At 57.7% G+C, this 12,777-nt stretch carries 10 protein-coding genes; 5 read left to right on the forward strand and 5 right to left on the reverse strand.

The features are described 5' to 3' along the window. Positions 1 to 201: 201 nt before the first annotated feature. Complete coding sequence (locus NB063_RS15405; RefSeq protein ID WP_250929623.1) at positions 202 to 432, reverse strand: GYF domain-containing protein; 231 nt, start codon at positions 430 to 432, stop codon at positions 202 to 204. A gap of 978 nt (positions 433 to 1,410) precedes the next feature. Between NB063_RS15405 and NB063_RS15410 the strand changes: the two genes are divergently transcribed. Further along, positions 1,411 to 1,704: a hypothetical protein gene (locus NB063_RS15410; RefSeq protein WP_250929624.1), complete on the forward strand. Its 294-nt coding sequence runs from the start codon at positions 1,411 to 1,413 to the stop codon at positions 1,702 to 1,704. A gap of 25 nt (positions 1,705 to 1,729) precedes the next feature. Here NB063_RS15410 and NB063_RS15415 read toward each other — a convergent pair whose 3' ends face one another. After that, positions 1,730 to 2,641, reverse strand: a complete 912-nt coding sequence (locus tag NB063_RS15415) for a DUF6655 family protein (protein WP_250929625.1) — start codon at positions 2,639 to 2,641, stop codon at positions 1,730 to 1,732. 521 nt (positions 2,642 to 3,162) lie between these two features. Between NB063_RS15415 and NB063_RS15420 the strand changes: the two genes are divergently transcribed. After that, positions 3,163 to 4,116 carry a response regulator gene (locus NB063_RS15420; protein ID WP_250929626.1) on the forward strand — a complete coding sequence of 318 codons (954 nt, stop codon included), beginning with the start codon at positions 3,163 to 3,165 and terminating at the stop codon, positions 4,114 to 4,116. Continuing rightward, positions 4,101 to 5,705 (forward strand): ATP-binding response regulator, encoded by a 1,605-nt coding sequence (locus tag NB063_RS15425; protein ID WP_250929627.1) that lies wholly within the window; start codon positions 4,101 to 4,103, stop codon positions 5,703 to 5,705. Before NB063_RS15420 ends, NB063_RS15425 begins: the two co-directional genes overlap by 16 nt. A gap of 33 nt (positions 5,706 to 5,738) precedes the next feature. Here the strand turns inward: NB063_RS15425 and NB063_RS15430 are convergent, their stop codons facing one another. From NB063_RS15430 to NB063_RS15440, 3 genes are all read right to left on the reverse strand, one after another. After that, a complete protein-coding gene (locus NB063_RS15430) occupies positions 5,739 to 6,947 on the reverse strand; it encodes a hypothetical protein (RefSeq protein ID WP_322975231.1) in 1,209 nt (402 codons plus the stop codon). 239 nt (positions 6,948 to 7,186) lie between these two features. After that, positions 7,187 to 8,449 (reverse strand): flagellar motor switch protein FliM, encoded by a 1,263-nt coding sequence (gene fliM, locus NB063_RS15435; RefSeq protein WP_250929629.1) that lies wholly within the window; start codon positions 8,447 to 8,449, stop codon positions 7,187 to 7,189. Between the two features lie 8 nt (positions 8,450 to 8,457). Continuing rightward, complete coding sequence (locus NB063_RS15440; RefSeq protein ID WP_250929630.1) at positions 8,458 to 9,720, reverse strand: glutamate-5-semialdehyde dehydrogenase; 1,263 nt, start codon at positions 9,718 to 9,720, stop codon at positions 8,458 to 8,460. Positions 9,721 to 10,190: 470 nt separating this feature from the next. On the opposite strand from NB063_RS15440, the gene mce reads away from it, so the two are divergent. Further along, entirely contained in the window at positions 10,191 to 10,601 is a 411-nt protein-coding gene (mce, locus tag NB063_RS15445) for a methylmalonyl-CoA epimerase (RefSeq protein WP_009097272.1), read from the forward strand. A 77-nt stretch (positions 10,602 to 10,678) separates the two neighbouring features. After that, the gene (locus tag NB063_RS15450; protein ID WP_250929631.1) at positions 10,679 to 12,775 is read left to right on the forward strand and encodes a methylmalonyl-CoA mutase family protein; all 2,097 of its coding nucleotides are present in this window, start codon (positions 10,679 to 10,681) and stop codon (positions 12,773 to 12,775) included. The last annotated feature ends 2 nt before the right edge of the window (positions 12,776 to 12,777 follow it).

A 12,777-nucleotide genomic window follows, 5' to 3' on the forward strand; every position in this document is an offset into this window, starting at 1 on the left:
TGGATTCAGTTTATTTGTCGAAAACTGAGATTCCACGAAAAAACCCCCGTTCCAGGCGAGCGAGGGCAGAATTGGGTTCCGGTTGTAGGGTGTAGCATTTTGCAACAGGTGCTTCAAAATACTACAGCGTTCCGCTGCACTCGCTCGCTGAGAGCTTTCAAAGTGTAGATAACGCTATTTCAGTGCCAAACGGCGATCGATTCAGGTCACTTTGTCTTGTGCGTTCGGGTTCGCCTCCAGCCAACGAGCCATCGCGGGCCCGACAGTGCTCATCGGGACCCACCGTTGACGAGTCTTGTGGCTCTGCACCAACGTCTCTGGTTGAATCTTCCCTGCGTCAATCCGCTGGAGTAGGTCCTGCTCGCTAATGGGGCCCACCCGCTTCGCTTTGTGGAACCAGCCACTGCTCATGTAGAACCAGTCTGCGCTCATGGTTGGAAAACTCCATCGGTTACGGCCGTGGTAGCAACGATGCCCGCTCGGTTGGCATCGATCGTTGGACGGAAAATTTGGAGCCATGCGTTTACTTTTTTGAAAGTAGTATTTCATGACACCAAACGATGGTAGCGTAAGACAGGCCCCCGTTGCAAGGAAATATGGTGGCTTTCGTCATCAATCTGAAGGCTGGAAACCCGTTTCTTTCGATGTGGTGGCCTGCCCATAGTACCCCTCTTTTGGTGACGGTTGTTCACCTGCTCTTGATCCGCAAATAGGAAATGCCAAAGGGTACAAATGTAGACGGTAGGGCTGCGTCTCAACTGAAGCTCGAAGGACGTTGACGCACACGATCAGGCAAATCCGGATTTTTACAGGTGTTTACGTTCTGACTTGCCGCTGTCGCCCGCCTGGAAGGGGGTGAGCGATGGATCAGCCGACGCTGCGACCCTCGGGGCGGTTTGTTGTCCCCCGGATGGCGGTGTCGGCGGTCGCGTGTGGCGATCATTTTGTCGACGATCGGGGAAGCGGAGCGTCGTGGGGCACCCCGATTAAACCCCGTCCGGGCCACCGATCACCGTCTGTCTCGCCCCCCCACCCATGCCAAGCCGGGGGGTTGGGTTTCTTCGTTGATCTTTTTGCAGATGTCAGGACCCTCGCGTCCACATCGCATTTCTGTGCCGGAAAATGGAGATTCCGTCGGCTCAGATGCAGATTTTGACCTAGGTTTGCCAATGAACGGTTTGCTGGCGCGGTGGGCCGGTCGCGTATTAGATTGCGACCGTCAGTTGAGCAAGCCATTGTCCCCGCCACGCAGCGCTCGTTCGTTTCGAGGAAACGGACTCTCGCTACAGACAAGGATCCTTGCTTATGACACTCTCTCCGGCTTTTTCTGATTTCCCTGGTTCTTCCGACTGCAGTAGTGGTCTGAGTTCGGGATCGAGTATTGCACACGATCGCGCCACCGCATCATCCATGGGTTTGCTTCCTACGATCCCCGAGTCGACAAATTCAACTCAGCCGTCGTCTGAGCCGGGGCCCCTGCGGGACCGCCGCAGTTCTGGTCGATCGGGGGCGGCGGGACGTGCAGGCGTCGAACGTCGCCAATTCGGGAGCAGCCATTCAGGGTTGTCCGCCGAGGGACGTGACCTCGCATCTGCGATTGATGCCTACAAGCTAAAACATCACCGTCGCTACATTACCTGTGACGAAATGTTGGTTGTCTTGCGGTCGCTCGGATATGAGAAATCGTCGGCCGTGAGCGATTAGCAGCGAGTGACTGTCGGAGTGGTCCTTAGCGCACGACGGTTTCGGGATCCGGATCGATCTCATTGGCGATCATCGGTGGCAAGTCGTCGCCAGGAACTAAACCTGTTCCCGGAAGCATCCCACGTCCCATGCCATCGGACCCGGAGTCGAGTACCGGCCAACCCTCATCGAAGCGTGTTTCCGCGGTGTAATCCACCGGGGGACGGTCGAACGATTTCGGCGGTGAACCGGTATGCGATCTTCCGAATTTGAGCAGTTTGCTGCCTGCCAAACGTGTTTCCGATCGAATGGAACCGGCTTGGAATGGCCCGATTCCCATGACCCACGTGTCGCGTGCGGTGGAGCGTGATTGACTGATTCCCGATTGCCAAATCGCTTGGCGGGTCTCGCGGTCGTAGGCGAACGCGGCGATCTTGGCGGCTCCCTCGCGGGCGTCTCGTCGGGCGAGCGCGATTTCAGGAACCTGAGTGATCGTGGGCGAGCTTGGTATCAACGACGCTGCCGAACCGATCGAATTGTTTTCTGGGATACCGAATGTCACGCGGTGGTCGTCTGCGCCGAGCGTTCCGATTCGGGCTTCGATCACGATGTCGGCGTCTTTGACGCTGTCTTGAATCAAACATCCCGCCGCCATGATCTGCTGGCGTAGCGCGCTGGTGACATAGTCTGCGTTGACGAACGAGTCGCTTTTGACAGAGCGTAGGTAACTCGTGTCGAGAAAAACCTTCTCCCCGCCGAGGGGCCGAAAGTCGATGGTGGAAACACTGCGGTCAACGGCGTCGGACAGAAGCAATTGTTCGGTGGCTTGGTGGTCGCGGGTGGTTCCGCAGCCGATAACCAAAGCGAGCAAGGCATGCCACAGCACCCGTTGAAACCCGTTGCCACGGGCTCGCCCGGTGGGAGAGGCACTCGGTTGTGAAAGAGAATACGAACGCACGGGTAGTATCGTGAACGCCAGCGGTTCTATGGAAAGGCAGGATGTGAGGCAGGCGACCGGGACCTGGCGAGTGAGGCTCTTTGAAGAGCGAAACTTCGCGCGGCGGCGTGGTCGGTTGGAACGAATCTCAACGAGACGGTGAATACCAAACCGTCGCCTGTGGCGACAAGACGGGTCGATAAACGACCATGTCTCCGCATTCTGCCACGGCTGCGTGGTTTGCCTGGCTTGCCGGCGTGTCGCTGCGCGGCTCGACTCTCGAGCGGATTGTGAGTTGCCGACCTGAGCGAACGATCGTATATTTGCGAGCGAGTTTCCCGCTGAGATGTGCAAATGAATGCGCTGACGAGGCTGGGCGGCGCCTCCCGTGTGTTTCGATGATGAGATAGGCGGTTGGCAATCGCGTTTCGCACCCACAACCGTTGTTGTGGGTTGTCGATAAGCGTGCATTTTAAGTTCTACCGGTATCTCCGGTGGCGCTGTCCGTCGTTCACATCGTTTAGGCAGGGAGGCTTTCGGTAATGTTAGTTTTATCGCGTCGTGCTCAGCAGCAGATTTCTTTTCCCAATCTCGGGGTCACGCTCAGTATCCTTCAGGTGAAGGGACGGATCGTCAAAGTCGGCATCCAAGCGCCGCCGGAGATCACGGTCTTAAGGCAAGAATCGCTTGAGAATGCTCCTCCCGAACAGCCAAAATCGGGAGCCTATGATGCGGTGAAACCGAAACGGAGTACGTCTTCGACAGACGATGCTGAGCACTGGCGTCGCAATCAGCTCAATACGCTTGGTCTGTATCTCGACGTGATTCAAATGAGATTGGATCAGGGGCAAACCGAGGACGCGAAGTCGGTTCTGGAAACCTTGATTTCCAATTTAGGCAAGGACAACCGTAAGTTCGCGCCGGCAATGTTGAGCGAGACGCCATCGTCCGCGCCTTCGCAGGACGAATCGCCAGTGCATGTCTTGGTCGTCGAGGACAGTGACAACGAACGCGGACTGTTGACGTTGTTGTTGGCGAAATATGGGTTTGTTGTCCATGTCGCGCGCGACGGCGCCGAAGCATTGGAGCAACTGCAGCAATGGACGATCTTGCCGGACGTCATTTTGATGGACATGCAGATGCCGATGTTCAACGGTCTGCAAGCGTTGCTGCGGATACGTGAAAACGAACGGATGCGGGACGTCATCGTCTACGCGGTGACCGGTTCACGTCGTGTTCGTGATCACGAACCCGTTGGTCGCAGTTGGGATCGCTGGTTCGCCAAACCCGTCGACGTCGAACAACTCGTTCACGCGATTACAGAGGATTGTGCGAGAATGCGTTCGGGACAATCCGAAGTGCAGGACGACGGTAATCAAGGTGATGGCGGGGAGACGCCCGGTGAGAAAATCGGCAGTGCCCGATCGCTTGATGGAAACAACCTTGCTGAAAACGGGGTCGGTGGAAACGGAGTCGGCTCATGTCGTTTTTCATGATCGATCGTCACGACCGTTCGTGGTCGGCCCTCGGTTGCCGCTACGGAACCGCCATCCTTAGCACTGGCGTCATGATCTGGGTGCGGTCGCTGCTGCAACCATGGCTCAAGGAGGAGTGTCCGTTTAGCCTGTTTTATCTTAGCGTTTTACTGACCGCGTGGATTGCCGGTATCGGGCCCGCTGTTCTCGCCATCGCGCTGGGCACCTTTGCGGCGGCTTACTTTTTTATCTTGCCTACAGCGAATTTGTGGGTGCACCACTTACCGGATCTGGTGCAGTTGGTCATTTATGTGTTCGTCAACTGTGTGGCAATCTTCCTGTTCGAACGGGCGGAGCGGGAGCGGCGATTGGCGGAGACTCGTTCGGAGGAGAATCAACGACTCAGTGACGACCTGCGTCGCGCCGACATTCGCAAAGATGAGTTTTTGGCGCTGCTCGCACACGAACTACGCAACCCGCTCGCGCCGATCCGATCGAGCCTCGTTCTGTTGGAACGGAAGGTGGATTCGCCCGATGTCGTTCGACGCGTTCGCGACGTGATACACCGCCAAACGCTGCATTTGATTCGGCTCACCGAAGATCTGCTCGACGTGTCACGATTCTGTCAGGGAAAGGTCGAACTGCAGGTTTGCCGGATGGATCTGCGGAAGGCGGTGCGTGACGCGATTGAGATGGTCGAGAGTTCATTTGAATCCAAGGCTCAGCGATTCGAAGCATTGCTACCCGAACAACCGGTATGGATCGAAGGGGACCGCGTTCGGTTGGCACAATTGACCGCGAATCTGTTGTGCAACGCGTCCAAGTACACGCCCGAAACCGGACGCGTTGTGCTCCATCTTGAACAGATTGATGACGCCATTTCGCTTGTTGTGACCGATAACGGAATCGGTTTTGATCCGGATCAAGCGGACCGAATTTTGGAGCCGTTTGTGCAGATGGACGGCAGTCGGACGCGTGAATACGGTGGACTCGGCGTCGGTTTGACGATCGTCAATCGGTTGGTTGCCTTGCACCACGGGCAGCTCTCGGCGCACAGCCGCGGTCCTGGGATGGGCAGTTGTTTTTCGGTGACGTTGCCTGTTGCTGAGAGCTCGGCGGACGAAGATTCCGATGCCAATCTGTTTGAGCCGGCGGAGCAAGCTTTTGACGTTGCCACGCAGGACTTAGCGGTCGATGAGGCGAAGCGTCAGTCGTTGTTGTTGGTCGATGATAATGCTGATGCCACAGCAATTTTGGCCGAGCTGTTTCGGTTCGAAGGGTTCCAGGTGGAGATCGCCAGCGATGGATTCGAAGCGGTTCAGCTCGCCCGGAGTTCTCGACCAGACGTCATCGTGATGGACATCGGTTTGCCGGGGATGGACGGCTACGAAACGGCTCGCCGGATCTTACGTTCTCAACCGAGCGATAACTTGCGGATGATCGCGTTGACGGGCTGGGGGCGGCCGGCGGACCGGGTTCTCGCCGCGGAAGCCGGGTTCCATCTGCACCTGATCAAGCCGGTCGCGTTCCGTGAATTGCTGGGGCACGTCAGACACGTGATGGCACAGCAAGAGAGTTCGAAAGCCGAACGGCCGTTGGTTTCGACGTAGTTGCCGGCCGTAAAACGGCTAGCAACGTGGGGCCTAATAGCGGCCTCGGTTTGGCGCCGAAACACGGCTGCTGATTTGAGGTGCCACCGGAACTTGCGTTAGGTTCTGCGAAGCCTTGCCGCGGAATTCGACAAACATCAACGCGTCGGCCCGGCCGGCCGTGGTGCCCGTGATCGCACCGAAATCGAGGAACGGTACCGCCGATTGGGTTCGATCGGGGCTGGCCACGACTCCACAGGAGAGCAACAGCACCATGTCCGATGGCCAGCGGAATCGTTCGTGCAAACGCCAGCTGACGAGCTGCGGCACTTCGATTTTGGTTCGGTGTACTTGTTGGTTTGGTAACGGAAGGTCGAGCTCGACGGGGACAAATTTGTCGACTTGGTCGATGTTCGCGTTGATCACGCAATCGAGTGTCCGGCCGTCGACGCTCAACAGTGGGCTGAGTTCGAGTTGATAGCCTTCTTGGATTTCGCCCGTTTCGGGTTCGTAAGGAGGCCATCCGGCGGGTGATGGTTTCACGTTGATGACGTAATTGCGTCCCCGGGTGCTGGCGAGTTTTTCGGTTTGTCCGTTGTACATGATCAAGTCAACGGCCTGCACTTGCCTGACGTCGGTCCGTTGACGCAGCAGGTTCATCACGAGGGCGGCGTTTTCTTTGGTGAGCAACCAAGCTTGAATGCCCGGCGACTGCACGTTGACGTGCTGCATCAACGCGTGGGCGCGGGACCGCCAGTTCGGGTTGCCGACGGTCATGACTTTGAGGTTCATCACTTGTGGGTCTTTGTCGCCGGCGACAAAACGGTCGACGATTCCTGCGATGACTTGGTGCATTTCGTTGGTATGGTAGACCGTCAATTCATCGCGGTCGGCGCTCATGAACCCGAACGGTTCGGTGTGCCAGACGTCGGTGCCTGTTTCGCGAACGATCCAGTCCACGACGGCTTGGTGGGGCCGATCGTGGGAGGTGAGGTAGCCGGTGTAGGAACGCAAATCGTAGACGCGGTGTTCTTGACCGGCGCCGCGAGGCAATTGTCCTCCCGAGCTGAGTTGTCCACCGGGACCGCCCACTCCAGTATTTTGGTTGGGGACGGCTTGGAGGCTCGGTGGCGTGTCGGCGGCGCGGGGCATGAAGCCGCCTTGTCCGCCTTGGGGCTGCGTCGACGGCGGCTGGGATCGGGAAACCGAACTCGGTGGCAATGCCATCCCCTGGGCAAAAATCGACTCCGTTGAAATCAACATGGCGATGGTCGCGATGGCGATGATCGCAGTCGTTCGGACCCCGCCCGGAGTGGCCGCAGGGGCGGATGCGAATAGGGGTGGATTGCGTCGCATGGTGTGTTTTGGGAGCAAGAGGAACGGCGTCAAATTGCCGGTGACGAGCATGCGTGCCTGTCGCCATCCGTTGCAGCAGCTATAAGAATTTTGCGTGTCATCTCGCAAGATGAATCGCGAGAAAAACTGCCCGCCGCGCCTACCCGCTAGGGTTTTTCGGCTTCCGCCAACAGCTTTTCCGCATTGGCCAACGCGATCTCCGCATCGGTCGGTTCTTGGGCTGTCGATTCGGGAGCCGCGTTCTCGTCGATCTCCGGTTCTTCGATTCGTCGTTTGGTTTCAATCATCGACTGAATTTGAACGGCTTTCTTGCCTTTGTACGCGCCTGCGGAGGCATTGAATTTCGGGACATCTTGGATCGCCAATTCGAGCGCCTGGTTGACTTCCTGTTCTGTGGTGATGATGTCGCCCACCGACAGATCGAGCAGGTCGCTGGTCTTGATTCGGCTGCGGGCGAGCGTGACGACGACGTCGACCGATGCGGTATCGATGCTGTCGGTGATCTTGCGACGTGTGGTCTCGGTCGGTTTGCCTTTGCCATAGCCGACCCAACCGTTGCGAGAGAGTTTCGCGTTGTGCTTTTCAATCGTGTTAAACGGGATGCACAGATTCATCATGCCCCGGATCTTGCCGAGCAGGACTTCAAACCCGATCAGGATCGCAACTTCATTGGGTGGGACGATTTGCGCCAGTTGTGGGTTGCTTTCCGTGGTTTCAATCGTGGGTTCGAGTTTGATCACATTTTCCCAAGCCGGGACGATCTGTTCCAAAAACAGATCAACAACGCGGCACATCAGCCGGGTCTCGATTTCGGTGAGCGGTCGGCGAATGGTTTCGCCGGGGACGGGATCGCCGCCGAGCATCCGGTCAATGATGGCGAACGCGAGCGAAGGGGCAATGTCGAGCACCCAGTGGCCCTCGAGGGGCGTCGGTTTGATGATGTTGAAGCAGCTGGGGTTGTCGAGCGAAAAAACGAATTCGCTATACGTCAACTGATCCACGCTGATCAATTTGACTTCGAGCATCGTCCGCAACAGCCCCGAAATCGAAGCTCCAAAATTACGGGCGATCGATTCGTGCAGGGATTGCATCGCCCGCATCTGGTCTTTTCCAACCCGCTCGGGACGTTTGAAGTCGTAGGCGGTGATGCGGGCGCCCGGCAGAACGCCAGGCGAATACGGCTTGCTTTCCGGGCCTCGCGCTTTGGTGCCCGAAATCATGGGGCCGCGATCGTCAGTCGGTTTGGCGGCCGTTTGGGATGAGCTTTCTTCCGACGAAGGATCGGCCGCCGCAGGTTCACCGTCCGAGGGGGTGGTTTGCGAATCGGCGGCCTCGTCGTCCAAATTGGCCGTTTCCATTGCTTTGAGCAGATTTTCGACTTGGTTTTGGCTTAGTGATTCGTCGGACATAAAAAATCTCAGCTTCGCAGATGACCGTTCCCACGTACGATGTACTTGTAGCTGGTCAATTCTCGCAACCCGCATGGACCACGAGCGTGGAACTTATCGGTGGAAATCCCGATTTCGGCCCCCAATCCGAACATTCCGCCGTCGTTAAAGCGGGTACTGGCGTTGACCATGACGGCGGCACTATCGACTAAATCCGTGAATCGTTCGGCCGCGGCCAGGTCGTTGGTGATGATCGCTTCGGTGTGACCGGACCCGTAACGGGCGATGTGATCCGCGGCTTCTTCCAGCGAATCGACGACCGCGATGCTGATGGTGGGGCCGAGATATTCGGTCCCAAAGTCCTCTTCGGTCGCCGGCACGCCGCCCGGGACATGGGCAGCGGCCCGTTTGTCGACACGCATTTCGATCCCTCGCGACGCCAGCCGCTCGGCGATCGCGGGGAGGGCGTCGGCCATGATTTGCTCATGGATCAACAGCGATTCACACGCGTTGCAGACGCCCAAACGTTGGCATTTCGAGTTTTCAATGACGTTGACGGCCATGTCGACGTCGGCGCTGGCGTCGACATAAACGTGGCAGTTGCCGTCGTAGTGCTTGATCACCGGCATCGTCGCCTCCGCGGCAACCCGGCGGATCAGACCTTCGCCCCCGCGTGGAATGGTGACATCGATTTGTTCGTGCATCTTGAGGAAATGGCCCACCGCGGCCCGGTCGGTCGTGCCCACCAGTTGGACGGCGTTTTCGGGGACTCCGACCTTCGCCGCGACCCGGCCGAGGATGTCGACGATCGCGCGGCTGCTGTGCATGGCCTCTTTGCCGCCACGCAAAATGACAGCATTGCCGCTCTTGACGCAGATGCCCGCGGCATCGGCGGTCACGTTGGGGCGACTTTCGTAGATGAAAAACACCACACCCAAGGGCACGCGGCGTTTTTCGATTCGCATCCCACCCGGCCGGGTGAAACCTTCGAGCACCTCGCCAATCGGATCTTTCAAAGCGGCAATTTCTCGCAGACCGGTCGCAATGCCCTCAATCCGCCCGGCATCGAGTCGGAGCCGATCGATGCTCGCATCGCTCAGCCCGTAGCCCGACGCAGCTGCGAGATCCTGTTCGTTGGCAGCGATGATCTCGTCGGTCGCCTCAATCAAGGCGTCCGCCGATTCGAGCAGCCAGCGGTCTTTGATCGTCGTGTCGAGGGAGGCGAGCTCCCGCGATGCGGCTTTGGCGGAGGTGGCAATTTTCAGACAGGAGTCGGACAGCTCGGCGGACATACAATTCGTTTATCGAGGATACGGTGGGTGTCGTGTTTGGGACGTGCAGCTTAGGACAAGAACGCTTTTGCGTGCAAGGAGCGTCGGATATCTCCAGCCATTTGCGGATAAACTCTCCGCCCAGCGTTATCGAGCGAGTCTCGCAGCGGCGAGGTGAAATTGGATGCCAATTGCGAATCCTCGTCATCGAAACGCGAGCGATCGGCGACTCCGTTCGCCACCCAACACGCGAATCCGGTCTGCTAGGCTGAGTGAAAGCATAGCGACGCGTTAAGTGTTGCTTTTGGTTTGTTCTCTTTCACGGAAGGTGCGACGAAACCAAGTTGCTGGGAAGTCGTTATGCGAGCGAATGAGTGCTTCACTTTGACGCATTCGCTTTACATCGAGAGATCACGCCGCAGAATGGGCCCATCTTCACTGATGCAAATGCTCACAAGACGCCTCTTATCACCGCCGAAAAGGAAAAGGCAATGAAACCGGTTCAATCTCTTAATCACATCGGAATCGCAGTTCGTTCACTCGACGACCAAAAAGCCTTTTACGCCGACACGCTCGGCGCCGAGTTTGAAGGCGTCGAAGAAGTCCCCAGTCAAAAGGTTCGCGTCGCGTTTTATAAGATCAACGACGTTCGTTTGGAATTGCTCGAACCGACTGATCCGGAAAGTCCGATCGCGAAGTTTATCGAGAAACGTGGTGAAGGAATGCATCACATGGCGTTCACCGTGGATGACCTTCCCGCACGTATCGCCGAATTGCAAGCTGAAGGGCTGCGGATGATCGACGAAACACCGCGCCCCGGAGCCCACCACATGAAGATCGCCTTCATTCATCCCAAGAGTAGCTGCGGCGTATTGACCGAGTTGTGCCAACCACCCCAGTAAACAGTTGAAGCGGCGCGTCATTTGGCAGTATCAACGATTAGCCGCTGTCATAAGCAATCACCACAAGAGACGAAAGCATGTCAACGATACCCGAACTCACAATCGCGGATGATTTTCCGCCTGTTGATTACGACACCTGGCGGGCGACAGTCGAGGAGGACCTGAAAGGGGCGCCGTTCGAGCGAAAACTTGTTTCGCATACGTACGAGGGCATCGACATTCAGCCCGTGTATACGTTGCGTGATGATCTCGGTGAGGACGCCGCGGGGATGCCCGGTTTCGCTCCCTTCCTGCGAGGTCCGCATCCGCAGGGCAAAGTCATGTGTGGCGTGGACCTGCGTCAAGAACACGCCCACCCGGATATCAAAGCCGCCAACAAATCGATCATTGGTGACCTCGAAGGTGGCGTGACTTCGCTGGTTTTGCGATTGGATCGGGCTGCACGAAACGGCTTCGGTGTCGATGATCCGCAGTACGCCCACCTCGGTGGCGACGACGGTGTGATGGTCGGCGGCGTTGAAGATCTCGACGCGACGTTGGCGGGCGTTCATCTCGATCTGCTCGACGTTGCGATCGATGCCGGTGCGGCGTTCCTGCCCGCCGCCGCCACGCTTGCGGCCGTTTGGAAAAAACGTGGTATCGCCACCGAAAAAGCACGCGGCGCGTTCAACGCCGACCCGTTGGCGACGCTCGCCCGCGACGGAGAACTTCCCGTTGCACCGGAGAGAGCACTCGAAGACATGGCCGCTTTGGCCGCCTGGACCAGCGAAAATTTCCCCAACGTCACCAGCGTCGTTGTCGATACTTCGCCTTACCACGATTCGGGAGCCACCGCGGCACAAGACATCGCGATGGCGATGGCGACGGCGGTGGAATATTTGCGTGCGATGGTGGCAGCGGGCATGTCGACTGAAGACGCCGCCCGGCAAATCTATTTTCGAATGAGTTTGGGAACACACCACTTCCTGGCGATCGCCAAGATCCGAGCGGCACGCATGCTCTGGTCACGCGTTCTGGAGGCATCCGGTTGTTCACCCGTCGGCATGCGTATTCACGCCCGGACGAGTAACCGCGTCATGACTCAGCGGGACCCGTATGTGAACTTGTTGCGAAACAGCGTCAGCATGTTTGCGGCGATTGTTGGTGGTGTAGACAGTGTTACGTCGCTGCCGTTCGATCACGCTTCACGGCTACCGGACGACTTCAGCCGCCGGATCGCACGTAATACCGTGTTGGTCTTGCAAGAAGAGTCCCACCTGCACCGCGTGCTCGACCCGGCTGGTGGCAGTTGGTTCCTTGAAAAACTCACTCGTGATGTTGCGGAAAAAGGATGGGAGGTCTTCCAGGAGATCGAACGCAAAGGTGGCATGTTAGCGGCCTTGATGAGTGATCTGATTCGCAATCAACTCGATACCGCCTACGCACCGAGGGCCAAAGACATTGCCACTCGCAAAGAAGGCATCACCGGCGTGAGTGAATTTCCAAACCTGACCGAACAACGCGTCGAAAGCGTTCCGCCAGACCTCGATGCTCTCCGCAGCGAGTCGGCGACTCGGTTGGCCGCCCGAGATAAATCCGGCGTCGCCCTTGAACAGCTCGCGGGGATTTCTTCGCGGGTTGAAATGGCATTCGAAGCGGCCGCAATGGGAGCCACGATTTCTCAGATCGCTGATGCTCTCGGCTTTGAGGAAGAGGCCACGACGATCCCTCCGATCGAACCACATGCGTTTGCACAGCCTTTTGAAGAGCTTCGTGACGCGAGTGATCGATGGATGGAAAAAACCGGTCATCGACCTCGGATATTCCTAGCCAATATCGGTCCGGTTGCTCACTTCACCGCACGAGCCACGTTCTCCAAGAACTTTTTCGAGGCGGGCGGATTCGACACGATCGCGAGTGAATCGTGTGCCGACGAAGCTGCTGCGGCAGCGGCGTTCAAGGCCAGTGAAGCGAACATCGCCGTGATCTGTTCGTCGGACAAACTTTACGCTGACAAGGCCGCTCCAGTCGCCCAGGCTCTCAAGGCCGCCGGCGCGCGTACGGTCATTCTCGCCGGATTCCCCGGTGCTAACGAAGAGACATGGCGAGAAGCCGGTGTCGACCGATTTATCTTTATGAAGTGCGACGTGCTCGGCACGCTCCGCGAGTTACTTGCACAAGAAGGGGTTCTGTGATC

The sequence above is a fragment of the Aporhodopirellula aestuarii genome (assembly GCF_023701485.1).
GTDB lineage: Bacteria > Planctomycetota > Planctomycetia > Pirellulales > Pirellulaceae > Rhodopirellula > Rhodopirellula aestuarii.

Excerpts from the sequence above, each read along its gene's own strand:
- NB063_RS15405 (WP_250929623.1), bottom strand. The coding sequence starts at position 432 with ATGAGCGCAGACTGGTTCTACATGAGCAGTGGCTGGTTCCACAAAGCG.
- NB063_RS15410 (WP_250929624.1), top strand. The coding sequence starts at position 1,411 with ATGGGTTTGCTTCCTACGATCCCCGAGTCGACAAATTCAACTCAGCCG.
- NB063_RS15420 (WP_250929626.1), top strand. The coding sequence starts at position 3,163 with ATGTTAGTTTTATCGCGTCGTGCTCAGCAGCAGATTTCTTTTCCCAAT.
- NB063_RS15425 (WP_250929627.1), top strand. The coding sequence starts at position 4,101 with ATGTCGTTTTTCATGATCGATCGTCACGACCGTTCGTGGTCGGCCCTC.
- NB063_RS15430 (WP_322975231.1), bottom strand. The coding sequence starts at position 6,947 with ATGTTGATTTCAACGGAGTCGATTTTTGCCCAGGGGATGGCATTGCCA.
- fliM (WP_250929629.1), bottom strand. The coding sequence starts at position 8,449 with ATGTCCGACGAATCACTAAGCCAAAACCAAGTCGAAAATCTGCTCAAA.
- NB063_RS15440 (WP_250929630.1), bottom strand. The coding sequence starts at position 9,720 with ATGTCCGCCGAGCTGTCCGACTCCTGTCTGAAAATTGCCACCTCCGCC.
- mce (WP_009097272.1), top strand. The coding sequence starts at position 10,191 with ATGAAACCGGTTCAATCTCTTAATCACATCGGAATCGCAGTTCGTTCA.
- NB063_RS15450 (WP_250929631.1), top strand. The coding sequence starts at position 10,679 with ATGTCAACGATACCCGAACTCACAATCGCGGATGATTTTCCGCCTGTT.